We start from the raw sequence: 22,791 nt of genomic DNA on the forward strand, positions 1-22,791 counted from the left end.
CCGGAGTCAAGCGCGGGCACCGCCTCGCGGCTGCCTCAGCGGTGGGCGTCCCGGTCGGCGGCCAGCCGCGCCGCGTGGCGGCGGATGCGGGCGAGGTCGTCGGGGAAGCAGCTGTCCCACGGCTCGTCCAGTCGCCGCCAGGCCGCGGGCTGACCGGGCTCCGGGGTGAGAGGGGCGGTGTCGTCGGCGAACGCGGCGTACGACAGGCCGAGCGTGACCGCGTGGTTCGGGGCGTAGGAGCGGACGGCGACCGCCGCCGGTTCGGGCAGCGGCTCCACCCGCAGGCCCGTCTCCTCGAACACCTCCCGGACCGCCCCCTCGCGCGGGGTCTCGCCCGGCTCCACCTTGCCCCCGGGCGGGACCCAGCCGCGCCACGGGTGCCTCACCAGCAGCACGCGGGCCAGCCCCTCGTCGAACACCCAGACCTCGGCCCCGAGGGGCTGCATCACCTCCGGCGTCCGCGCGGTTGCGGCCAGCCAGGCGCGGGCGTCGTCGAACTCGGCCACCGCCCGTCCCGCGTCCGCGACCGCCGCCCCGACGGCCCGTTCCCCGACCACGCCCCGCTCCCTCACGTCCATCGGGCCACGCTACGGGGCGGCACCGACAGTGCCTCAGCCATACAGCTCGTCCAGGCCGATGAGCAGCACCCCGTCGCACGACGCCGCCTCCGCGGCGAGGGCGTCACTGAAGCCCGCCCCGCTGAAGCAGGCGAGTGCGCACCGGGCGGTGTCCGTCCCGCGGGAGGCCAGCACGTCCCTGGCCTGACGGAGCCTGTCCAGGTGGCTTGTCCCCATGACGGTGCCCCACTTGGCCTCGCCCAGCAGGACGACCGATGCCCCGGCCCTGCCGTTGCCGGGCTCCACGACAGCCACGTCGATCTCGATCTGCCTCCGTGCCCTGGGGTCGGTGACGACGCCACTACCGAGGTGCCCGAGGGAGCCGCCGATCAGGGAGCTGCCCGGCCCGAGCACGAACTCGCGGCACATCGCCTCGAAATGTGGTCCCGCGACCTGCGAGGCGAATCGTTCACCGGACCGGTCCCACACCTCGGCCGCCTGCCCGGCCTCCAGGCGTACCCAGGCGGGACGCATCACCGCCTCGTAGAAGTTGATCAGCGGCTCGGTGATGCGGTACTGGGACTTCCCCGCCCGGAAGACGTCGGTCTCCTTGACCAGGAGGTGGCTGTCCTCGAGGACGTTGAGAGGGTGCGAGATGTCCACCGACTTCCGCCCGATGAAGTTCGCGATGCCGCCCCGGGTGCGGTTCCCCTGGGCCACCGCCGCCAGCACCGAGTGGTACAGCGCGGTGTCCCGTATGTCGGCGTCCTCGGCGAGCAGGTACCGGGCCTCCCGGAAGAGCGGACTGAACGGTGACAGCACGGTCCGGCAGACCCAGTCGTCGAACTCGGCCAGACTGCCCGGGACGTCGTCCGCGAGGAACTGGCGACGGTACGCGGGTGTTCCGCCGAGCACCGCGTGCAGGCGCGCCGCGAGGGCGGGATCGTCCCCGACGCCCCAGAACTCGGCCGCGGCGCGGTAGCCGAACGGCCTCATGACCAGCTCGAGTTGGGCCCTGCCTCGCAGAGGGGCCGTGCTGGCGAGCAGGCCACCCATGACCGACATCGCGGAGCCGCAGAGGAGCAGCCGCATGCGGCTCGGCTCGGTCTGGAAGCGGTCGATCTCGCGCTGCACCAGCGACGGGAGTTCAGGAGCCGCCTTCGCCAGGTAGGGGAACTCGTCGAGGACCACCAGCAGGGGAGGTGCTCCCGCCTCCGCGTTCCTCGCGTCCTGGGAGCCGGCCAGCCGGAACAGGGCGGTGAGGGCCTCGTCCCAGGTGGCGAACGAGTACGGCGCGGGAGCGCCGGCGTGCTCGGCGAGCGCTGCGCCGAACTGGCGCAGCGATTCCCCGGCCGTGGCGTCCGTCGCCCCGAAGTAGAACCCGCCGCACGCCTCCGTCAGCGCCCGCAGCAGGAAGGTCTTGCCCATCCGCCGTCGACCGCTGACGACGCCGAGCGTTGCGTGGGGCGCGGAGCGTCCGGCGAACGCCGCGAGACGGTTCCACTCGGCGTCCCGGCCGAACACGTGGGCCGGCTTGGCGAGGGAGAACGATCGTAGGGTCATCCGGTCCGCACTCCTTAGGACTACACTCCTTAGGAGTGTAGTCCTAGCCTTCCGGGTCCGTGCCGACGACGGGCCTGTGGGCGTGCCCTCACTTCGGTGAGGCCTTGGCAGAGGTGATCGCGGCGTCGGCGCACTTCCGGTCGATCGCGGTGACGCTCATGCCGGTGAACTCCTGAGTCTCCTCCGCGGATGCGCCGGGAGTGGCAGCCGCCGCCATCTGGTCCGCCGTGAGGGAACCGGTCATCACGTCGAGCGTCCACCCTTCCCGCTCCAGGGAGAAGAGTGATCCGTAGTCCTCGTACCAGCCGCTCGTCCTGCTCCAGCCGCTCTTCTCCAGTACGGCCACGACTGCCCTGACGGACTTCTCGTCCGGATCCTCCGGCGTTCGCACCTGGCCGATCACCACGCAGGAGGCCGTGACGTCCGACTTCGGAAGGTCCACGAACGGCGGCCGCCCGAAGCCTCCGGCCTCGACGGCCGCCCGTACCTCACCCTTGACCGAGGCACGCGTCACCGGCGCGGTCGCCTCGGCGGCCGGCGTCGCCTTCCCGGGGTCGCCGCTCGGCTTCGTCCGGGCCTCGCCCCCGTCGGTGCCGCCGCACGCGGCCAGCACCGGTACCGCGACGCACGCCGCCACAAATCTCCCCACCCCGCGCAATGTCCTGCACTCCTTCCGAGTCGAGTCGTCGGCGGAGTGTGGCACAGGCGGGGTACGGCCGTTTCCGGAAGATCAGGTTCCGGAGATGGTGAGGGTGCACCGGCTTCGTGGTCGGGTCGTCGCGATGTAGTGGTCCTCGGCCGCGCGCCAGCGGGTGATCCACTCCTCCGGGTTCTCGGCGCGGTCCCGTAGGCGGCGCAGGCAGGTGTCGCGGGGGGTGTCGACGTAGACGGTGAGGTCGTAGAGGGCGCTCAGTTCGGGGCGTGCGGAGTAGACGCCCTCGACGATCACGACGCCGGCACCGGTGATGGTCACGGGCCGGGGGCCGAGCCGCCCGGTGGCCCAGTCGTACGGCCGGTAGCGGGCGGGGCGGCCGGCCCGCAGCGGCAGCAGGACCTCGTCGCGGAGCCGCTGCCAGTCGAAGTGGAGGTGGTAGCCCTGTTCGGGGTCGAGGCGTGCGCGGTGCTCGTCGGGCAGGGGGCGGTAGAAGTCGTCGACGTGGACGACCGTGCAGCCCGGCAGGTGCTCCGCCGGCGCGGCGGCCAGGGTGGTCTTGCCGGAGCCGCCGGGACCGTCGACGGCGACCAGTCCGGGGCGGCCGCCGTCGCGGGCGGGCAGGGCGGCGATCACTTGCACGACGGGGAGGATCCGCTCCGGCGGCGGCTGCTGTGCGGTGGCTTCCACGGCGCAGACGGTACGTCCGTCCCGCCGCGGCCCGGCCGCACGGACGCCCGGGCGGCTGGTCTCAGGCGAAGCGCCAGCGGGTCTGGCTGAAGGGGCGGCCCTTGCCGAAGCCGAAGACGGTGCGGGGGGCGACGGCGAAGACGAGGGCCGCCCCGGGGCCGTGGTGGAAGTGGCCGTCGCGGACCTCGAAGCGCCAGAAGTCGCCGTACTTGTCCTCCCACCGGGCGGCCAGGTCGCGCAGCCGGGCGTCGTCCGTGACGCGGGCCGCCTCGCCCTCGAGGACCAGGTCGTAGCCGGTGTCCCACAGGTTGGTGCCGGTGGTCAGCGTGACGTGCGGGTTGGCGGCGAGGTTGCGGGCCTTGCGTTCGTCCGGGCCGGTGCAGAAATGGAGGGCGCCGTCCGCCCAGACGGCCGGCAGCGGGGTGACGTGCGGGCGGCCGTCGGGACGGACGGTGGAGATCCAGAAAAGTTCCGCCGCGGCCAGCAGGCGCTCCGCCTCCGGCCACTGGGGAGGGATCGCGTCCGGGTCGCTGTAGCGGGGGTCGAGATGGGATTCGACGGGTTCGGCGGGCATCGCGTCCTCCAGCTGAGGGCCCGGGCGGGAGCGGTCCCACCCGTGTTCCCCGTTTCCCGCCGAACCAGCCGTGCGGCCCGCGCTACGTCCGGTTCGCGGCGGCGGGGGAGGCGGACCCGGCCGCGTCGGGGCCCTCGGGGGCCTCGGTCTCGTCGAGTTCGTCGGGCTCCCAGCGCAGCAGGTCGCCCGGCTGGCAGTCGAGGACCTCGCACAGGGCGGCCAGCGTGGTGAAACGGACCGCCTTGGCGCGGCCGTTCTTGAGGACGGCCAGGTTGGCGGGGGTGATCCCCACCCGCTCGGCCAGCTCGCCCACGGACATCTTGCGGCGGGCCAGCATCACGTCGATGTCGACGGCGATCGGCATCAGATCACCTCGTCCAGCTCGGCCCGCATCCGCGACGCCTCGACGTCACGGTCCACCGCCTGCGCGAGCAGCGTGCGCAGGACCAGCACGACGAGCGCGACGCCGAACACGGCCAGGCCGACGCCGCCGACGATCAGCACGACCCCCGGCGCCACCTGGTCCTCCTCCGGCGCGCCCGGGTTCAGCGACGCCAGCAGCACGCCGAACACCCAGATCAGCACCGCCGCCGAGGCGAACGCCCCGGTGATGACGTCGACGAAGCGGAACGCGGCGTGGGAGAACACCGTCCCGCGCCGCGCCATCGTCACCAGCCTCCAGACGCAGACCAGCACCACCTGGGCCGCGACGACCCCCAGGAACACGATCATCACGAACGGCAGCGGGGCGACGTCCCCCGCCTCGTCCCGGGTGTCGAAGTAGATCAGCGGCAGCAGCACGGCCTGGACGAACAGCGACCCCGTGAGCAACGCAGCGATGACGGCCCGCAGTGCGAGCACGGCCAGTTTGCCCATCGCCCCTCCCTCTTCCCTTGTACCGTCAATCGAAGAACGATGGGAAGTTATCGAAATACGATAGGTAAGGCAAGGGGGGGTGCGGGTGGCCGGCCGGGTGGTGCGGTCCGCCGGGGGCTAGTCGCGCCGCTTCGCCGCCTGGTCGGAGAGGAGCTGGTGCAGCGGCTCCGTGGCCCGGCGGCGGTACTCCTGGACCGCCCAGCCGTTGCCGTCCGGGTCGCTGAAGTACATGAAGGTGGCGCCGTCCTGGCCCTCGACGAAGGAGAACGGTTCGCTGACCTCGAGGCCGCGGGCGGTGAGTTCCTCGTAGGCGCGGTGGATGTCGGGCACGCAGAGCTGCAGACCGTGGTAGGTGCCGGGGCGGGGGGTGCCGGTGGGGATCTCCATGCCCTCGGCGAGCGCGATGGAGCAGCCGGAGCCGGGCGGGGTGAGCTGGACGATGCGGAGGCCGGGGGCGACCTCGCCGTCGATGTCCACGTGGAAGCCGACCTTCTCCGCGTAGAACTCCTTGGCGCGGTCCACGTCGGAGACGGGGACCGGGACCACCTCGAGGGTCATCTCCATGTTGGTCATGGGTTCCACCGAAGCGGACGGGGGGTTCGGTCGCCAGTGGGGGGCGTCCGGGTGGGGGCCCGGGGGTCGCGTTCCCTCGCTGCCGCGTGCGGTGCGTGGGGCCCGGGCCCGGTCGCGTGACGGCCACGTTCCTGCGTACGGCTCCGCCAGGCTCTGCTGGGGCCCGCTTGCGCGGCGTGGAGCGAACCGCTCGCCGCGGAGGCCAGGGCCTGCGCCCGCCCTCCCCCAAGCTCTCGACTCCGCTCGAGCAGGGGGTGCCCCCATCGCCCCCTGGGCGGCCCAGCCGCCCGCAGGTGAGCTGGGCGGGCACGCGGCGTTCGCCGGGGCGGGTGCTGTGGCTCAGCGATCGCAGGGGAGCGGGCGGGATCGAGCCCAGCGTCCGCAGGGCGGGCAGATGGGTGCGGTTCAAGTGTTCGTACGCGGGGGCGGGAGGGTGTGGCCCCGCCGCCCGCAGCGGGGCAGGCGGGTGTGGCTCACGCTTCGCAGGCGGGTCGCCCCGGTGAACGTCGCCCGCGCGCGGGCACGCGCCGTCGTCCGCACCGCGGGGCCCCCTCGCCCGGGGGTGGGGGCTAGGCTCGGGGCCGGACGATCACGATCGTGGAGAGGGCGGCGTCGATGGCGACTCCGGGGCGGCGGAGCAGCACCTTCACCCTGCTGCTGCGGCACGGGTTCACGGACCCCTCGGCCGCCGGACGGCTGCTGGAGAGCCCCGAGCTGAGCGCGGTCCGCGGCGACCCGCTGCTGCTGGAGGCGCTGGCCGCCACCGCCGACCCGGACCTCGCGCTGCGCGGCCTGGTCCGCGTCCTCGAGGCGCAGCCCGACCGCACCCACCGCTCCCGGCTGCTGGACACGCTGCTGTCCGCCAAGCCGCTGCGCGACCGGCTGCTGGGCGTGCTCGGCGCCTCCGAGGCGCTGGGGGACCACCTGGCCCGGCACCCGGACGACTGGCAGGCGCTGGTCACCTACGAGCCCCGCGACCTCCACCAGGGCGTGCCGGAGTTCGAGGAGGGCCTCGCCGACGCCCAGGACCCGGTGGCGCTGCGGGTGGCCTACCGCCGTTGTCTGCTGTCCATCGCCGCCCGCGACGTCCGCGGGACGATAGACGTCGCCGAGACGGCGGGGGAGCTCGCCGACCTGGCCACCGCCACCCTGCGCGCGGCCCTCGCCATGGCCGAGGCGGCCGCTCCGGAGGACGCCGCGCTGTGCCGGCTCGCCGTGATCGCGATGGGCAAGTGCGGAGGGCACGAGCTCAACTACGTCTCCGATGTCGACGTCATCTTCGTGGCCGAGCCCGCCCGGGACGCCGACGAGCGGGCGGCGCTGCAGGCGGCCACCCGGCTCGCCTCGCACCTGATGCGGATCTGCTCGGAGACCACCGTCGAGGGCTCGATCTGGCCGGTCGACGCCAACCTCCGCCCCGAAGGGCGCAACGGCCCGCTGGTGCGCACTCTGGCCAGCCATGTGGCCTACTACCAGCGGTGGGCGAAGACCTGGGAGTTCCAGGCGCTGCTCAAGGCCCGCCCGGTGGCCGGCGACCGGGAGCTCGGCGCCGCCTACCTGGCGGCGCTGCACCCGATGGTGTGGCAGGCAGCCGAGCGGGACAACTTCGTCGCCGACGTGCAGCAGATGCGCCGCCGGGTGGTGGCCGGCATTCCCGCCGCCGAGCTGGAGCGGGAGCTGAAGCTGGGGCCGGGCGGCCTGCGGGACGTTGAGTTCGCCGTGCAACTGCTTCAGCTGGTGCACGGCCGCGCCGACACCTCGCTGCGCAGCGGCACCACCCTGGACGCGCTCAAGGCGCTCGCCACCGGCGGCTACGTCGGCCGGGAGGACGCCGCCGGGCTGGACGCCGCCTACCGGTTCCTGCGCGAGACCGAGCACCGCATCCAGCTGTACCGGCTGCGCCGCACCCACCTGATGCCCGAGGACGAGGACGACCTGCGCCGCCTCGGCCGCTCGCTGGGACTGCGCTCCGAACCCGTCACCGAACTGCGCAAGGAATGGCGCAGGCACTCCTCGGTGGTGCGGCGGCTGCACGAGAAGCTGTTCTACCGCCCGCTGCTCAACGCCGTCGCCCAGCTCGCCCCCGGCGAGGCGCGACTGCGGCCGGACGCGGCCCGGGAGCGGCTGGTCGCCCTCGGCTACGCCGACCCGGCGGCGGCGCTGCGCCACCTGGAGGCGCTGTCCGCGGGCGTCTCCCGCAAGGCGTCCATCCAGCGCACGCTGCTGCCGGTGCTGCTCGGCTGGTTCGCGGACTCCGCCGACCCGGACGCCGGGCTGCTCAACTTCCGCAAGGTCTCCGACGCGCTGGGCGCCACCCCCTGGTACCTGCGGCTGCTGCGCGACGAGGGCGCGGCCGCGGAGAACCTGGCCCGGGTGCTGTCCGCCGGACGACTCGCCCCCGACCTGCTGCTGCGCGCGCCCGAGGCGGTCGCGCTGCTCGGCGACGGCGGGGAGGGCGAACGTGGCGGCCGGGGCGCCGGCGGCGGCCTGGAGCCGCGGTCGAGGGAGCGGCTGGAGCAGGAGGTCCTCGCCGCGGTGAGCCGCGCGGGGACGGCCGAACAGGGCGTCTACGTGGCGCGCGGCGTGCGGCGGCGCGAGCTGTTCCGCACCGCCGCGGCCGACATCGTGGGCTCGTACGGCACCGAGACGCAGCCCGCCGAGGCCGACCCGGGCGCACTGGTCGACCGGGTCGGCGGCGCCGTCTCCGACCTGACCGCCGTCACCCTGGCCGGCACGCTGCGGGCGGTGGTCCGCGAGCGCTGGGGCGACGAGCTGCCCACCCGGTTCGCGGTCATCGGCATGGGCCGCTTCGGCGGACACGAACTGGGCTACGGCTCCGACGCGGACGTGCTCTTCGTGCACGAGCCGCGCGAGGGCGTCGACGAGGCGGAGGCGGCGACGGCCGCGAACACCGTGGTCGCCGAGATGCGGCGGCTGCTCCAGCTGCCCAGCACCGACCCGCCGCTGATCGTCGACACGGACCTGCGGCCGGAAGGGCGCAGCGGGCCGCTGGTGCGCACGCTCGCCTCCTACGCGGCGTACTACCGGCGCTGGTCCCAGGCCTGGGAGTCGCACGCCCTGCTGCGGGCCGAGCCGGTGGCCGGCGACGAGGAGCTGGGGCGGCGGTTCGTCGAGCTCGTCGATCCGCTGCGGTACCCGGCCGGCGGGCTGCAGGAGGACGCGGTCCGCGAGGTGCGGCGACTGAAGGCGCGGATGGAGTCCGAGCGGCTGCCGCGCGGGGCCGACCCCACGCTCCACACCAAGCTGGGGCGCGGCGGGCTCACCGACGTGGAGTGGACGGTGCAGCTCACGCAGCTGCGGCACGCGGCGCGGATCCCGGAGCTGCGCACCACGCGGACCCGGGAGGCGCTCGCGGCGGCGCGGGACGCGGAACTGATCGGCGCGGACGACGCGGCGGTCCTCGACGAGGCGTGGGTGCTGGCGACCCGGGTCCGCAACGCGGTGATGCTGGTGCGCGGCCGCGCGGGGGACACCTTCCCGACGGACGTGCGGGAGATGGCCGCGGTCGGGCGGTACCTGGGGTACGGGCCCGGCCGCGCGGGCGACATGATCGACGACTACCGGCGCACCACACGCCGGGCCCGGACGGTCGTGGAGCGGCTGTTCTACGACAGCGAGGCCTGAGCGCCCCCGCCGGACGCCCTCCGGGCCCCGCGACCCCCGGGGCGGCGCCCGTGCCCCCGGGCGCCGCTCAGGTGCGGCTGCGGTGGCGCGGTGGCGGGGCGGAGGCGTCCGCGGCGGCGTCAGGTCTCGCGGAACCGGCGGGTCCCGCCGCACCGGCACGCCCGCCCGACGGCACGGACCCCGCGCCCCCGGGTGCTCCCGCGGGCCCGGCCGGGGCCGAGGCGCCCGGTTCCGCGCCGGGCGGCACCGGCGCGCCGGCCGGCACCGGCAGGGCCGGCGTCGCCGCCCCGCGGTGGAAGGGGCCGGGGACCGAGGCCGCGCCGTACAGCAGGCGCGCGACGACGAAGCCGAAGGCGAGGCACATGAGGCCCCCGACGGCGTCCAGCCAGAAGTGGTTGGCGGTGGCGACGATGACCACCAGCGTGGCCGTCGGGTACAGCAGCGCCAGCACCCGCACCCACGGCACCCGGGCCAGCGCGAAAACCGTCAGACCGGCCCAGAGCGACCACCCTATGTGCATGGACGGCATCGCCGCGTACTGGTTGGACATGTGCTTGAGGTCGCCGGAGGCCATCGACCCCCAGGTCCCGTGCACCAGCACCGTGTCGACGAACATCGAGCCGTTCATCAGCCGGGGCGGCGCCAGCGGGAACAGGTAGTAGCCCACCAGCGCGACCGCCGTGGTCGCGAACAGCACCGTGCGCGCCCCGGAGTAGAGGAGCGGCCGGCAGCGGAACAGCCACACCAGGACGCCGATCGTCACCACGAAGTGCAAGGTGGCGTAGTAGTAGTTCATGCCGACGATCAGCCAGGTGACCGAGTTGATCCCCTGGTTGACCGTTTCCTCGACGGCGATGCCCAGCCGGTTCTCGACGTCCCAGAGCCAGTCGGCGTTGCGCAGCGCGACGGCCCGTTGTTCGGGCACGGCGTTGCGGATCAACGAGTACGTCCAGTAACTCGCCCCGATCAGCAGGATCTCGAACCAGATCCTGGGCCGGCGCGGCGTGCGCACACGCCGCAGCAGACCCGGTCGTTCGTCCGCGCCCGCGCCTGTGTCGGGAACGGCCTGCCGCGGGCGGCCTTCCAAAGCGGTCACGGTCCCTCACCCATGGCACGTCAGTCTGCCAGAAATGCCTTACCCGACCGATCATCCTCCGGAAGGATCCTGGTCGCATTTCGTTCACCGGAACCCTTAGGGGTCCGAACCCTTCGCGAGGCGAACCTCCCGGCGGACATCCGTCCGTTCAGCGCGCGGCGCCCGGCCCGGCCCCCGGTCCCGCGGCCGGCGCCGAGGCGGTGGAGCCGCGCACCACCAGCTCCGGCATGAAGACGAACTCGCTCTGCGGAGCGGGCGTCCCGGCGATCTCCTCCAGCAGTGTGCGCACCGCGGCCTGCCCCATCGCGGGCACCGGCTTGCGGACGGTGGTGAGCGGAGGGTCGGTGAAGGCGATTAGCGGGGAGTCGTCGAAGCCGACCACCGAGACGTCCTCCGGCACCTGCAGGCCCAGACCGCGGGCCGCGCGTATCGCGCCCAGCGCCATCATGTCGCTCGCGCAGACCACCGCCGTGCAGCCGCGGTCGATCAGCGCGGCGGCGGCCGCCTGGCCGCCCTCCAGGGTGTAGAGCGAGTGCTCGACCAGCGTGATGGTCTCCCGCTCGGACATGCCGAGGCGCTCGTGCATCGCCGCGGCGAAGCCCTCGATCTTGCGCTGGACCGGCACGAAGCGCTGCGGACCGAGGGCCAGCCCGATGCGGGTGTGGCCCAGCGACGCCAGGTGGGTCACCGCGAGCGACATCGCCGCCCGGTCGTCGGGGGAGATGAACGGCGCGCGCACCTGCGGCGAGAAACCGTCGACCAGCACGAACGGGACGCCCTGCGCGCGCAGCCGCTCGTAGCGGCCCATGTCGGCGGAGGTGTCGGCGTGCAGGCCGGAGACGAAGATGATCCCGTCGACGCCCCGGTCGACCAGCATCTCGGTGAGTTCGTCCTCGGTGGAGCCGCCCGGGGTCTGGGTGGCGAGCACCGGGGTGTAGCCCTGGCGGGTCAGCGCCTGGCCGATCACCTGGGCCAGCGCCGGGAAGATCGGGTTCTCGAGTTCGGGCGTGATGAGCCCCACCAGGCCCTCGCTGCGCTGGCGCAGGCGGACGGGGCGTTCGTATCCGAGGACGTCCAGCGCGGCCAGCACGGCCTGGCGGGTCGCGGCGGCGACTCCGGGTTTCCCGTTGAGGACCCGGCTGACAGTCGCTTCGCTCACTCCCGCCTGCGCGGCGATGTCGGCAAGCCGTGCGGTCACGGGACGGGACTGTACCGGCCTTCGCGCGCGTGACCTGTACGCGGGCTGCTGCGTCATGCGCTCCCCGTCTCCTCGTGGCCTTCGATGATGAGCCCTCACACACGGACCCGCAAGAACTTGCAAAGTCTTGCACAGGCGTACGAGGAGTCGTCCCGGAAGTGCGACTCACGCCACACCGGGCGAAGTTCACACCTTTATGCCCCGTTTTGACCCAGGCGGGACCGGCCAGATCGGGCCCTCGGGAGACGGCTCGGACGCGACTAGGACACGGTTCGGCAGCTTTTTTTCTGCAAGGTCTTTCGCACAGGTTGCAGCGCTGTTACGTTTCCGGTCGCCCGCCGGTTGCAAGGACGCAGCCGGTCAGTGCACCGGGCACTCACCCTCAAGGAGAACTCATGCGGCGTGGCATAGCGGCCACCGCGCTGGCGGCGTCCCTCGCTCTGACGGCGACGGCGTGCGGCGGGGAAGGCGACGACTCGAAGGCGGACGGCCCCGTCACCATCACGTGGTGGGACACCACCAACGCGACGAACGAGGCGCCGACCTACAAGGCTCTGGTCAAGGAGTTCGAGGCCGCCAACAAGGGCATCAAGGTCAAGTACGTCAACGTGCCCTTCGACCAGGCCCAGAACAAGTTCGACACGGCCGCCGGCTCCTCCGGCGCCCCGGACGTGATCCGTGCCGAGGTCGGCTGGACCCCCGCCTTCGCGAAGAAGCAGTACCTCCTGCCGCTGGACGGCACCGAGGCGCTCGCCGAGAAGGACGCCTTCCAGCCGAACCTGATCAAGCAGGCGCAGTTCGAGGGCAAGACCTACGGTGTCCCGATCGTCACCGACACCCTCGCGCTCGTCTACAACAAGAAGCTCTTCGCCGACGCGGGCATCGACAAGGCCCCCGCCACCTGGGACGAGCTGAAGAAGGCCGCCGCGACGGTCAAGTCGAAGACCGGCAAGGACGGCTACTGGGGCTCCACCGCCGGCTACTACGCCATGCCGTTCCTCTTCGGCGAGGGCACCGACATGGTCGACGTGGCGGGCAAGAAGGTCACGGTCAACTCGGCGGAGGCCCAGAAGGCGTTCAAGGCCTGGAACGGCCTGTTCGACGGCAAGGGCCTGCACAAGGCCGACGGCACCGCCGACGCCTACGCCCACATCCAGGACGCCTTCGTCAACGGCGAGGTCGCCTCGATCATCCAGGGCCCGTGGGAGATCACCAACTTCTACAAGGGCTCGGCGTTCCAGGACAAGAACAACCTGGGCATCGCCACCGTCCCGGCCGGTTCCACCGGCAAGGCCGGCGCGCCGACCGGTGGCCACAACCTGTCGGTCTACGCCGGCTCGGACAAGGCCCACCAGGACGCCGCGCTGAAGTTCGTGAAGTTCATGACCTCCGCGAAGTCGCAGGAGTCCGTGGCCCTCAAGAACTCCACGCTGCCCACCCGTGACGACGCCTACACCGACAAGGTCAAGGCCGACCCGGGCATCGCCGGCTACCAGGGTGTCCTGCCCGCCGCCCAGCCCCGTCCCGAGCTGCCCGAGTACGGCTCGCTGTTCGGCAAGCTCGACGCCGAGCTGCCCGCCGTCGCCAGCGGCAAGAAGACCCTCGACAAGGGTCTGACCGCGATCGAGACGGAGATGGCCAAGCTCCTGCCGGGCTTCACCAAGTAAGACCGGCAGCCTCGACCGGGGTGACCGCCAGACCCGACCTGACACGGGTCCGGCGGTCGCCCCCGCCACGGCCGCCCCCCTCCCTCCCTCCCCGACGAACGGCCGCTCTCCGGCCTCGAAGGTGTCGTTTCCATGATCGCTGCGATCCGCCACGGATGGCGCCGGCACTGGTACGCCTACGCGATGATCGCGCCGGTGGTCCTCGTGCTGGGCGTGCTCGTCCTGTACCCACTGGTCTACGGCTTCTGGCTCACCCTGACCGACGCGAACTCGCTGAACTCCGCGCGCACCATCGGCGTGAACGAGATCGAGGCGACGTACAAGTTCGTCGGGCTGGACAACTACGCGGACATCCTCTTCGGGGAGACCGCGTACGACCGGTTCTGGTCGCACTTCATCTGGACCATCGTGTGGACCGTCGCCTGTGTGACGCTGCACTACACGCTCGGTCTGGGCCTGGCCCTGCTGCTCAACCAGAAGCTGCGCGGGCGCACCTTCTACCGGCTGATGCTCGTCCTGCCGTGGGCCGTGCCCACCTTCGTCACCGTCTTCGGCTGGCGCTTCATGCTCGCCGACGAGGGCATCATCAACGCCGGCCTGGAACTGCTGCACCTGCCGACGCCCCTGTGGCTGGAGGACACCCTCTGGCAGCGGATCGCCGCGATCATGGTGAACACCTGGTGCGGCGTGCCGTTCATGATGGTCTCCCTGCTGGGCGGCCTGCAGTCGATCGACGGCAACCTCTACGAGGCCGCCGAGCTCGACGGAGCGTCCCCCTGGCAGCGGTTCCGCTACGTCACCCTGCCCGGCCTGCGCTCGGTGAGCTCCACCGTCGTGCTGCTCGGCATCATCTGGACCTTCAACCAGTTCGCGGTGATCTTCCTGCTGTTCGGCACCAAGGCGCCGGACGCGCAGATCCTGGTCACCTGGGCCTACTTCCTGGGCTTCGGCCAGCAGCCGCGGGACTTCGCCCAGTCGGCGGCCTACGGCATGCTGCTGCTCGCGATCCTGGTCGTCTTCACCTCCTTCTACCGCCGCTGGCTGGCCCGCGGCGAGCAGCAGTCCTGAGGCAGGAGCCATGACTACCCACACCCTCGAGACCCCCGTCGAGGCGGCACCCGCACGGACCGCGCGGAAGGCGGTGCGCCGCCGCGGCGAGACCCGCCCGCTGGTCCGGGCCGTCTCGCACGTCGTGCTGATCGTCGCGAGCCTGATCGCCGTCCTGCCGGTCGCCTGGATCTTCCTGCTGTCGCTCGGCCCGGACAAGGACGACTACCTGCGGCCCGGCGGCATCTTCGGCAAGGCCACCCTGGACAACTACGTCACGGTCCTGTCCGACACCAACTTCCTGTACTGGCTCAAGAGCTCCCTGATCGTCTCGCTGGGCACCACCGTGCTCGGCGTGCTGATCGCGGCCACCACCGGCTACGCGGTCTCCCGGATGCGCTTCCCCGGCCAGAAGAAGCTGATGTGGGTGCTGCTGTGCACCCAGATGTTCCCGATCGCCGTGCTGATCGTGCCGATGTACCAGCTGCTGACGAGCCTGCGGCTGATCGACACCTTCGGCGGCCTCATCCTGGTCTACTGCTCCACCGCCGTCCCCTACTCGGCGTGGCTGCTCAAGGGCTACTTCGACACGATCCCCTTCGAGATCGACGAGGCGGGCCGCGTCGACGGCCTGAGCCCCTTCGGGACCTTCCTGCGGCTGATCCTGCCGCTGGCCCGCCCGGGCCTGGCGGTCGCCGCGTTCTACAACTTCATCACCGCCTTCGGCGAGGTGGCCTTCGCCTCGACGTTCATGCTCGACGACACCAAGTACACCCTCGCGGTGGGCATGCAGAGCTTCGTCAGCGAGCACGACGCGCAGCGGCACCTGATGGCCGCCACCGCGGTCCTGGTGGCCATACCGGTCTCGGCCTTCTTCTACATGGTCCAGAAGAACCTGGTCACCGGCCTCACCGCCGGCGGCACCAAGGGCTGACGGCGTGCCCGGCACCTCCCCCCACCGACAGCGACCCTCGGCACACAGCAAGGACGTCATGAGTCACCAGACCGCCGAACCGGTTTCTCCCACCCACCGCACGGCGCCCCGTACCGCCGGCCACGCCGTCGCCGACCGCCGCGACTGGTGGCGGGACGCGGTCATCTACCAGGTGTACCCGCGCAGCTTCGCCGACAGCGACGGCGACGGCATGGGCGACCTGCCGGGCATCCGCACCCGGCTGCCCTACCTGCGCGACCTGGGCGTGGACGCGGTGTGGCTGAGCCCCTTCTACGCCTCCCCGCAGGCCGACGCCGGCTACGACGTCGCCGACTACCGCGCCGTCGACCCGATGTTCGGCAACCTGCTGGACGCCGACGGCCTGATCCGCGACGCCCACGACCTGGGCCTGCGGATCATCGTCGACCTGGTGCCCAACCACTCCTCCGACCAGCACGAGTGGTTCAAGCGGGCCCTCGCCGACGGCCCCGGCTCGCCGCTGCGCGACCGCTACCACTTCCGCCCCGGCAAGGGCGCGAACGGCGAACTCCCGCCCAACGACTGGGAGTCCATCTTCGGCGGTCCGGCCTGGACCCGGGTCACCGAGCCCGACGGCACGCCGGGCCAGTGGTACCTGCACCTGTTCGCCCCCGAGCAGCCCGACTTCAACTGGGACCACCCGGCGGTCAACGACGAGTTCCGCTCCATCCTGCGGTTCTGGCTGGACATGGGCGTCGACGGCTTCCGGATCGACGTCGCCCACGGCATGGTCAAGGCGCCCGGTCTGCCCGACATCGGCGGCAACGAGCAGGTCAAGCTGCTCGGCGACGGCGTCGTCCCGTTCTTCGACCAGGACGGCGTCCACGAGATCTACCGCCAGTGGCGCCTGATCCTCGACGAGTACAGCGGCGACCGCGTCTTCGTCGCCGAGGCGTGGACCCCGACCGTCGAGCGCACCGCCCACTACGTGCGCCCCGACGAGCTGCACCAGGCGTTCAACTTCCAGTACCTGAGCACCCACTGGGACGCCGCCGAGCTGCGCGAGGTCATCGACCGCACCCTGGAGGCGATGCGCCCGGTGGGCGCGCCCGCCACCTGGGTGCTCTCCAACCACGACGTGACCCGGCACGCCACCCGCTTCGCCAACCCGGCGGGCCTGGGCACCCAGATCCGTGAGGCCGGCGACCGTGAGCTCGGCCTGCGCCGCGCCCGCGCCGCCACCCTGCTGATGCTGGCGCTGCCCGGCTCCGCGTACCTGTACCAGGGCGAGGAGCTCGGCCTGCCGGACGTCGTCGACCTGCCCGACGAGGCGCGCCAGGACCCCGCGTACTTCCGCGGCGCGGGCCAGGACGGCTTCCGCGACGGCTGCCGGGTGCCGATCCCGTGGACCCGTGAGGGCTCCAGCCACGGCTTCGGCGACGGCGGCAGCTGGCTCCCGCAGCCCGCGGGCTGGGGCGAGCTGAGCGTCGAGGCGCAGCAGGGGGTGCCCGGCTCCACGCTGGAGATGTACCGCACCGCCCTCGCCGTCCGCCGCGAGGCGTCCGACCTGGGCGCCGGCGAGGCGGTGGAGTGGCTGCCCGCCCCCGAGGGCGTGCTGGCCTTCCGCCGCGGCGCGTTCGTCTGCGTCGCCAACACCACCGGCCGGACCGTGCCGTTCGCGGCGCCCGGCCGCCTGCTGATCGCCAGCGGCGAGGTCACCGTCACCGACGGCGAGGCCCTCGGCCCGGCCGACACGACGGCCTGGTTCACCACGGCCTGACCCTGCCGGTCCGTCCGGGCCGGCCGACCTGGCCGGACGGGCCGAACGGCCCGCTCGACCCACCTGGACCGGCTGGACCGGCCGACCCGGTCGAACGAGCTGATCCGGTCGGGCCAACCGGTCCTGCCGGACAGCCCGACCGGCCCGATCGACCGGCCGATTCGGCCGGGTCGGCCCACCTGGCCGACCCGGCCGAACCAACTGGTTCGTCCGTGCCGGCTGACCGGGTCGACCAGTTCAGCCGGGCCGACCAGGTCCCACCGACCGACCGGTGGTCCGCGGGACGACGTACCGCCCGCTCGTCGCCCCGCGGTCCACCGGTCACCCTCCGCACCACCGCACACTCCCCGTGGCCTGCCGCCCCTCGCGGCAGGCCACGGGTGAACTCACCCCCCCGCCGCGGCCATCCCCCACGCTCCGCCGGCCGTAGGCCCACCGCAGCTCACCGGACGTCAAGGAGGACCTTCGTGGTGAGTACCAGGAGAACCGGAGCGGCATCGCCGCTCCCCGGCCCGGCCGGCGCCAAGCCGCGCCGAGGCCTCGCGGGCGGGGCGCGGATCGCCGCCACCGCCGTCGCCGCCGCCCTCGCGGCGACCCTGCTGCCGCCGCTCGCCGCCCAGGCCGCCGAGCCCCCGGCGCCCCCGTCGGACGCGAAGCTCGCCGCCCAGCCGGCCCGCCACGACCTGACGCGCGACCAGTTCTACTTCGTCCTGCCGGATCGTTTCGCCAACGGCGACACCTCCAACGACCGCGGCGGCCTCACCGGCTCCCGCACGGCCACCGGCTTCGACCCGACGGACAAGGGCTTCTACCAGGGCGGCGACCTCAAGGGCCTCACGAAGAAGCTCGACTACATCAAGGGCCTGGGCACCACCGCCATCTGGATGGCGCCCATCTTCAAGAACCAGCCCGTCCAGGGCACCGGCGACCAGGCGTCGGCCGGCTACCACGGCTACTGGATCACCGACTTCACCCAGGTCGACCCGCACTTCGGCACCAACGCCGACCTGGAGAAGCTGATCGACGCCGCCCACGCCAAGGGCATGAAGGTCTTCTTCGACGTCATCACCAACCACACCGCCGACGTCGTCGACTACCAGGAGAAGTCCTACTCCTACCTCTCCAAGGGCGCCTTCCCGTACCTGACGAAGGACGGCGAGCCCTTCGACGACGCCGACTACGCCGAGGGCCGCGACCGCTTCCCGGCCGTGGACTCCGGCTCCTTCCCGCGCACCCCCGTGGTGCCGGAGGCGAAGAAGGACGTCAAGGTCCCCGCCTGGCTCAACGACCCGGCGATGTACCACAACCGCGGCGACTCCACCTACGCCGGCGAGTCCACGACCTACGGCGACTTCTCCGGCCTGGACGACCTGTGGACCGAGCGTCCCGAGGTCGTCTCCGGCATGGAGAAGATCTACCAGCGCTGGGTCAGGGACTTCGGCATCGACGGCTTCCGGATCGACACCGTGAAGCACGTCAACATGGAGTTCTGGAGCCAGTGGGCCACCGCCCTCGACGCGTACGCCGCGAAGAAGGGCCGCGACGACTTCTTCATGTTCGGCGAGGTGTACTCCAGCGACACCTCCGTCACCGCCCCGTACGTCACCGAGGGCCGCCTCGACTCGACGCTCGACTTCCCCTTCCAGGAGGCCGCGCGCCAGTACGCCTCCCAGGGCGGCAGCGCGAAGAAGCTCTCCTCCGTCTACGGCGACGACTACAAGTACGCCACCGACAAGGCGAACGCCTACGAGCAGGTCACCTTCCTCGGCAACCACGACATGGGACGCATCGGCCACTTCCTGAAGGCCGACGACTCCGGCGCCTCCGACGCCGCCCTGCTGCGCCGGGCGAAGCTCGCCAACGAGCTGATGTTCCTCGGCCGCGGCAACCCGGTGATCTACTACGGCGACGAGCAGGGCTTCACCGGCAACGGCGGCGACAAGGACGCCCGCCAGACCATGTTCGCCTCGAAGACCGCCGACTACCTCGACGACGACCAGATCGGCACCGACCGCACCCACGCCGAGGACGCCTTCGACACCGGAGCACCGCTCTACCGGCAGATCAGTGCTCTCGCCAAGCTGCGCAAGGCCCACCCGGCCCTCGCCGACGGCGTGCAGACCGAGCGCCACGCGGCCGACGGGGCCGGCGTCTACGCCTTCTCCCGCACCGACGCGAAGTCCGGCGTCGAGTACCTGGTCGCCTTCAACAACGCCGACGAGGCCAAGTCCGCGACCTTCGCCACCGGATCCGCGAAGGCATCCTTCCGCGGCATCCACGGCACCGACGCCACCCTGACCAGCGACGCCGACCGCAAGGTGACGGTCACCGTCCCGGCCGGCTCCGCCGTCGTCCTCCAGGCCAAGGCCCCGCTGCCCAAGCCGGCCGCCGCTCCCTCCGTCACCCTCACCGCCCCGGAGGCCGGCGCCACCGGCACCGTCACCGTGAACGCGGACGTGGACGGCGGACAGCTCAACCGCGTCGTCTTCGCCGCCCAGGTCGGCAACGGCCCGTGGAAGGTGCTCGGCTCCGCCGACCACGCCCCCTACCGGGTCACCCAGACCGTCGGCGAGGACGTGCCCGCCGGGACCGCCCTGCGCTACAAGGCCGTGGTCGTCGACCGCGCCGGCCGCACCGCGAGCGACCTCGCGCAGAGCACCACCGGCACCCCGCCGGCGCCCGAGGTGCCGACCGCCGTCTCCCGCGACCACGTGCTCGTGCACTACAAGCGCGCCGACGGCGACTACGACGACTGGGGCCTGTACGCCTGGGGCGACATCGCCGAGGGCGAGGCCACCGAGTGGCCGAAGAGCCACCCGTTCGTCGGCCGCGACGCCTACGGCGCCTTCGCCTGGGTCAAGCTCAAGCCCGGCGCCTCCGACGTCGGCTTCCTGGTCATCGACAAGGACGGGAACAAGGACGTCGCCGCCGACCGCACCGTCGACGTCACCCGCACCGGCGAGGTCTGGATCGAGCAGGGCAAGGAGACCGTCGCCACCGAGAAGCCGGCCGGCGAGTACCCCGAGCCCGACGCCTCCAAGGCCGTCCTGCACTACCACCGCGCGGACGGCGACTACGACGGCTGGGGCCTGCACGTGTGGTCCGGCGCCGCGAACCCGACCGACTGGGCCCGCCCCGTGCAGCCCACCAAGGTCGACTCCTTCGGCGCGGTGTACGAGGTGCCCCTCGCCGACGGCGCGACCAGCCTCAGCTACATCCTCCACAAGGGCGACCAGAAGGACCTGCCCACCGACCAGGCCCTCGACCTCGAAACCAACGGCAACGAGGTCTGGCTGCTGGCCGGCCAGGAGAAGTACCTGCTCCCGCAGCCCGCGGGCAGCTCCGGCGCCCTCGACCTGACGAGCGCCAAGGCCGTCTGGATCGACCGCACCACCGTCGTCTGGGACGGTTCCCCGGCCGCCGCCTCCACCCAACTGCTCGCCTCCGGCGACGGCTCCCTCGCGGTGAAGGGCGGCGCGCTCACCGGCGACGCCACCTGGCTGCGGCTGAACGCGGGCAAGCTCACCGACGAGCAGAAGACCCGCTTCCCGCACCTCGCCAAGGGCACCGCCTGGACCGTCGACCCGCGCGACGCCGATCGCGTCCGCACCGCCCTGCGCGGCCAGGTCGTCGCCGCCCAGCACGCCGCCAACGGGGCGGTCCTCGCCGCCACCGGCGTGCAGACCGCGGGCGTCCTCGACGACCTGTACCCGAAGGCCGCCCAGGCCGACCTCGGCCCGGTCTTCTCCCACGGGCGCCCCACCCTCTCCGTGTGGGCCCCCACCGCCAGGGACGTCGACCTCGAGATCGGCTCCGCCACGGCGGAGATGAAGCGGGACGCCGCCACCGGCGTCTGGTCGGTCACCGGCCCCGCCTCCTGGAAGAACAAGCCCTACCGCTACGTGGTGAAGGTGTTCGCGCCCACCGAGCAGAAGGTCGTCGTCAACAAGGTCACCGACCCCTACTCGGTCGCCCTGACCGCCGACTCCACGCACAGCCTGGCCGTCGACCTCGACGACCGCTCCCTCGCCCCCGAGGGCTGGGCCAAGCTCACCAAGCCCGCGGCCGTGCCGCTGCGCGACGCGCAGATCCAGGAACTGCACGTGCGGGACTTCTCCGTGGCCGACCCGACCGTCCCGGCCGGCGACCGCGGCACCTACCGCGCCTTCGCCGACAACGGCAGCGACGGCTCCAAGCACCTGAAGGAGCTCGCCGAGGCGGGCACCTCGCACGTGCACCTGCTGCCCGTGTTCGACATCGCCACCATCGCCGAGCGCAAGGCGGACCAGGCGAGCCCGGACTGCGACCTCACGTCGCTGCCCGCCGACTCGCCCGCCCAGCAGGAGTGCGTCACCGCCACCGCGGCCAAGGACGCCTACAACTGGGGTTACGACCCGTACCACTACACCGTGCCGGAGGGCTCCTACGCCTCCGACCCGGACGGCACCAGGCGCACCACCGAGTTCCGGCAGATGGTCAAGTCGCTCAACGACGACGGCCTGCGCGTGGTGATGGACGTGGTCTACAACCACACCGCCGCCAGCGGCCAGGCGAAGACCTCGGTCCTCGACCGGATCGTGCCCGGCTACTACCACCGGCTCCTCGCCGACGGCAGCGTCGCCACCTCCACCTGCTGCGCCAACACCGCGCCCGAGAACGCCATGATGGGCAAGCTGGTCGTCGACTCCGTGGTCACCTGGGCCAAGGAGTACAAGGTCGACGGCTTCCGCTTCGACCTGATGGGCCACCACCCCAAGGCCAACATGGTCGCCGTCCGCAAGGCACTGGACGCCCTCACCCTCGAGAAGGACGGCGTCGACGGGAAGAACATCCTGCTGTACGGCGAGGGTTGGAACTTCGGTGAGATCGCCGACGACGCCCGCTTCACGCAGGCCACCCAGAAGCACATGGCCGGCACCGGCATCGCCACCTTCTCCGACCGGGCCCGTGACGCCGTCCGCGGCGGCGGCCCCTTCGACGAGGACCCGGGCGTCCAGGGCTTTGCCTCCGGTCTCTACACCGACCCCAACTCGTCGAACGCCAACGGCAGCGAGGCCGAGCAGAAGGCGCGCCTGCTGCACTACCACGACCTGATCAAGGTCGGTCTGACCGGCAACCTGGCCGGCTACCGCTTCACCGACACCTCCGGCAAGGAGGTGACCGGCGCGCAGGTCGACTACAACGGCTCGCCCGCCGGCTACGCCGAGGCCCCGGGCGACGCCCTCGCCTACGCCGACGCGCACGACAACGAGTCGCTGTTCGACGCCCTCGCCTTCAAGCTGCCGGCCGGCACCCCGGCCGGCGACCGGGCCCGGATGCAGGTCCTCGCCATGGCGACCGCCGCCCTCTCGCAGGGTCCGGCGCTCTCCCAGGCGGGCACCGACCTGCTGCGCTCGAAGTCGCTGGACCGCAACTCCTACGACAGCGGCGACTGGTTCAACGCCATCCACTGGAACTGCGAGGCGGGCAACGGCTTCGGCCGAGGGCTTCCCCCGGCCGCCGACAACGAGCCCAAGTGGGGCTACGCCAAGCCGCTGCTGACCAAGGTGTCGGTGGGCTGCGAGGAGATCGAGGGCGCCTCCGCCGCCTACCGCGACCTGCTGCGGATCCGCACCACGGAGAAGGCGTTCTCCCTGGACAGCACGGAGAAGGTGCAGCAGAAGCTGTCCTTCCCGCTCTCCGGCGAGAAGGAGACGCCCGGTGTCGTCACCATGCGCCTCGACGACCTGGTGGTGGTCTTCAACGCCACCCCCGAGGCCGCGGAGCAGCACGTGGGCGGGCTCGGTGACGGCGGGTGGCGCCTCCACCCGGCGCAGGCCTCCGGCTCCGACCCGGTGGTGAGGTCGGCCTCCTACGAGGACGGCACCTTCAGCGTGCCGGGCCGGACGGTGGCGGTCTTCACCGCCTCCTGACCCCTGCCCCGGAACGGCGAACGGCGTCCCCCACAGCCTGTGGGGGAC

16 protein-coding genes are annotated in these 22,791 nt (G+C 72.3%); 6 read left to right on the forward strand and 10 right to left on the reverse strand.

Annotation, left to right across the window (positions count from 1 at the left end; all coding sequences use genetic code 11):
• Window positions 1-35: 35 nt before the first annotated feature.
• The 8 genes from ACFRAV_RS18115 to ACFRAV_RS18150 form a co-directional block, all read right to left on the reverse strand.
• Complete coding sequence (locus ACFRAV_RS18115; RefSeq protein ID WP_382556632.1) at window positions 36-578, reverse strand: NUDIX domain-containing protein; 543 nt, start codon at window positions 576-578, stop codon at window positions 36-38.
• A gap of 33 nt (window positions 579-611) precedes the next feature.
• Window positions 612-2,120 carry an ATP-binding protein gene (locus ACFRAV_RS18120; protein ID WP_382556635.1) on the reverse strand — a complete coding sequence of 503 codons (1,509 nt, stop codon included), beginning with the start codon at window positions 2,118-2,120 and terminating at the stop codon, window positions 612-614.
• 88 nt (window positions 2,121-2,208) lie between these two features.
• The gene (locus ACFRAV_RS18125; protein WP_382556638.1) at window positions 2,209-2,769 is read right to left on the reverse strand and encodes a hypothetical protein; all 561 of its coding nucleotides are present in this window, start codon (window positions 2,767-2,769) and stop codon (window positions 2,209-2,211) included.
• Window positions 2,770-2,850: 81 nt separating this feature from the next.
• Complete coding sequence (locus tag ACFRAV_RS18130; protein ID WP_382556641.1) at window positions 2,851-3,462, reverse strand: uridine kinase; 612 nt, start codon at window positions 3,460-3,462, stop codon at window positions 2,851-2,853.
• Between the two features lie 61 nt (window positions 3,463-3,523).
• Window positions 3,524-4,036 (reverse strand): pyridoxamine 5'-phosphate oxidase family protein, encoded by a 513-nt coding sequence (locus ACFRAV_RS18135; protein ID WP_382556643.1) that lies wholly within the window; start codon window positions 4,034-4,036, stop codon window positions 3,524-3,526.
• Between the two features lie 82 nt (window positions 4,037-4,118).
• Window positions 4,119-4,400 (reverse strand): helix-turn-helix domain-containing protein, encoded by a 282-nt coding sequence (locus ACFRAV_RS18140; protein ID WP_382556647.1) that lies wholly within the window; start codon window positions 4,398-4,400, stop codon window positions 4,119-4,121.
• A complete protein-coding gene (locus tag ACFRAV_RS18145; protein WP_351117820.1) occupies window positions 4,400-4,912 on the reverse strand; it encodes a DUF2975 domain-containing protein in 513 nt (170 codons plus the stop codon). Before ACFRAV_RS18145 ends, ACFRAV_RS18140 begins: the two co-directional genes overlap by 1 nt.
• A 117-nt stretch (window positions 4,913-5,029) precedes the next feature.
• Window positions 5,030-5,476 carry a VOC family protein gene (locus ACFRAV_RS18150; RefSeq protein WP_382556664.1) on the reverse strand — a complete coding sequence of 149 codons (447 nt, stop codon included), beginning with the start codon at window positions 5,474-5,476 and terminating at the stop codon, window positions 5,030-5,032.
• 624 nt (window positions 5,477-6,100) lie between these two features.
• On the opposite strand from ACFRAV_RS18150, the gene ACFRAV_RS18155 reads away from it, so the two are divergent.
• On the forward strand, window positions 6,101-9,130 hold the full coding sequence (locus ACFRAV_RS18155) for a bifunctional [glutamine synthetase] adenylyltransferase/[glutamine synthetase]-adenylyl-L-tyrosine phosphorylase (RefSeq protein WP_382556666.1): 3,030 nt from the start codon (window positions 6,101-6,103) through the stop codon (window positions 9,128-9,130).
• A 67-nt stretch (window positions 9,131-9,197) separates the two neighbouring features.
• Here the strand turns inward: ACFRAV_RS18155 and ACFRAV_RS18160 are convergent, their stop codons facing one another.
• Both ACFRAV_RS18160 and ACFRAV_RS18165 read right to left on the reverse strand, forming a co-directional pair.
• Window positions 9,198-10,226: a phosphatase PAP2 family protein gene (locus tag ACFRAV_RS18160; protein WP_382556649.1), complete on the reverse strand. Its 1,029-nt coding sequence runs from the start codon at window positions 10,224-10,226 to the stop codon at window positions 9,198-9,200.
• Between the two features lie 148 nt (window positions 10,227-10,374).
• On the reverse strand, window positions 10,375-11,424 hold the full coding sequence (locus ACFRAV_RS18165) for a LacI family DNA-binding transcriptional regulator (protein ID WP_382556651.1): 1,050 nt from the start codon (window positions 11,422-11,424) through the stop codon (window positions 10,375-10,377).
• A gap of 395 nt (window positions 11,425-11,819) precedes the next feature.
• Here ACFRAV_RS18165 and ACFRAV_RS18170 point away from each other — a divergent pair, with 395 nt between their 5' ends.
• The 5 genes from ACFRAV_RS18170 to pulA all read left to right on the forward strand — a co-directional run bounded on the left by ACFRAV_RS18170 (window position 11,820) and on the right by pulA (window position 22,743).
• Complete coding sequence (locus ACFRAV_RS18170; protein ID WP_382556652.1) at window positions 11,820-13,091, forward strand: extracellular solute-binding protein; 1,272 nt, start codon at window positions 11,820-11,822, stop codon at window positions 13,089-13,091.
• Between the two features lie 132 nt (window positions 13,092-13,223).
• The gene (locus ACFRAV_RS18175; protein ID WP_351117815.1) at window positions 13,224-14,159 is read left to right on the forward strand and encodes a sugar ABC transporter permease; all 936 of its coding nucleotides are present in this window, start codon (window positions 13,224-13,226) and stop codon (window positions 14,157-14,159) included.
• Window positions 14,160-14,169: 10 nt separating this feature from the next.
• Window positions 14,170-15,072, forward strand: a complete 903-nt coding sequence (locus tag ACFRAV_RS18180) for a sugar ABC transporter permease (protein WP_382556655.1) — start codon at window positions 14,170-14,172, stop codon at window positions 15,070-15,072.
• A 58-nt stretch (window positions 15,073-15,130) separates the two neighbouring features.
• The gene (locus tag ACFRAV_RS18185) at window positions 15,131-16,831 is read left to right on the forward strand and encodes a glycoside hydrolase family 13 protein (RefSeq protein WP_382556657.1); all 1,701 of its coding nucleotides are present in this window, start codon (window positions 15,131-15,133) and stop codon (window positions 16,829-16,831) included.
• A gap of 557 nt (window positions 16,832-17,388) precedes the next feature.
• Window positions 17,389-22,743: a pullulanase-type alpha-1,6-glucosidase gene (gene pulA / locus ACFRAV_RS18190; RefSeq protein WP_382556669.1), complete on the forward strand. Its 5,355-nt coding sequence runs from the start codon at window positions 17,389-17,391 to the stop codon at window positions 22,741-22,743.
• Window positions 22,744-22,791 lie beyond the last annotated feature (48 nt).

This window comes from Streptomyces sp. NPDC056600 (assembly GCF_042792855.1).
Taxonomy (GTDB): Bacteria; Actinomycetota; Actinomycetes; order Streptomycetales; family Streptomycetaceae; genus Streptomyces.

Coding starts and splice junctions, on each gene's coding strand:
- ACFRAV_RS18115 (WP_382556632.1), bottom strand. CDS start 578: ATGGACGTGAGGGAGCGGGGCGTGGTCGGGGAACGGGCCGTCGGGGCG.
- ACFRAV_RS18120 (WP_382556635.1), bottom strand. CDS start 2,120: ATGACCCTACGATCGTTCTCCCTCGCCAAGCCGGCCCACGTGTTCGGC.
- ACFRAV_RS18135 (WP_382556643.1), bottom strand. CDS start 4,036: ATGCCCGCCGAACCCGTCGAATCCCATCTCGACCCCCGCTACAGCGAC.
- ACFRAV_RS18140 (WP_382556647.1), bottom strand. CDS start 4,400: ATGCCGATCGCCGTCGACATCGACGTGATGCTGGCCCGCCGCAAGATG.
- ACFRAV_RS18145 (WP_351117820.1), bottom strand. CDS start 4,912: ATGGGCAAACTGGCCGTGCTCGCACTGCGGGCCGTCATCGCTGCGTTG.
- ACFRAV_RS18150 (WP_382556664.1), bottom strand. CDS start 5,476: ATGGAGATGACCCTCGAGGTGGTCCCGGTCCCCGTCTCCGACGTGGAC.
- ACFRAV_RS18155 (WP_382556666.1), top strand. CDS start 6,101: ATGGCGACTCCGGGGCGGCGGAGCAGCACCTTCACCCTGCTGCTGCGG.
- ACFRAV_RS18170 (WP_382556652.1), top strand. CDS start 11,820: ATGCGGCGTGGCATAGCGGCCACCGCGCTGGCGGCGTCCCTCGCTCTG.
- ACFRAV_RS18175 (WP_351117815.1), top strand. CDS start 13,224: ATGATCGCTGCGATCCGCCACGGATGGCGCCGGCACTGGTACGCCTAC.
- ACFRAV_RS18180 (WP_382556655.1), top strand. CDS start 14,170: ATGACTACCCACACCCTCGAGACCCCCGTCGAGGCGGCACCCGCACGG.
- ACFRAV_RS18185 (WP_382556657.1), top strand. CDS start 15,131: ATGAGTCACCAGACCGCCGAACCGGTTTCTCCCACCCACCGCACGGCG.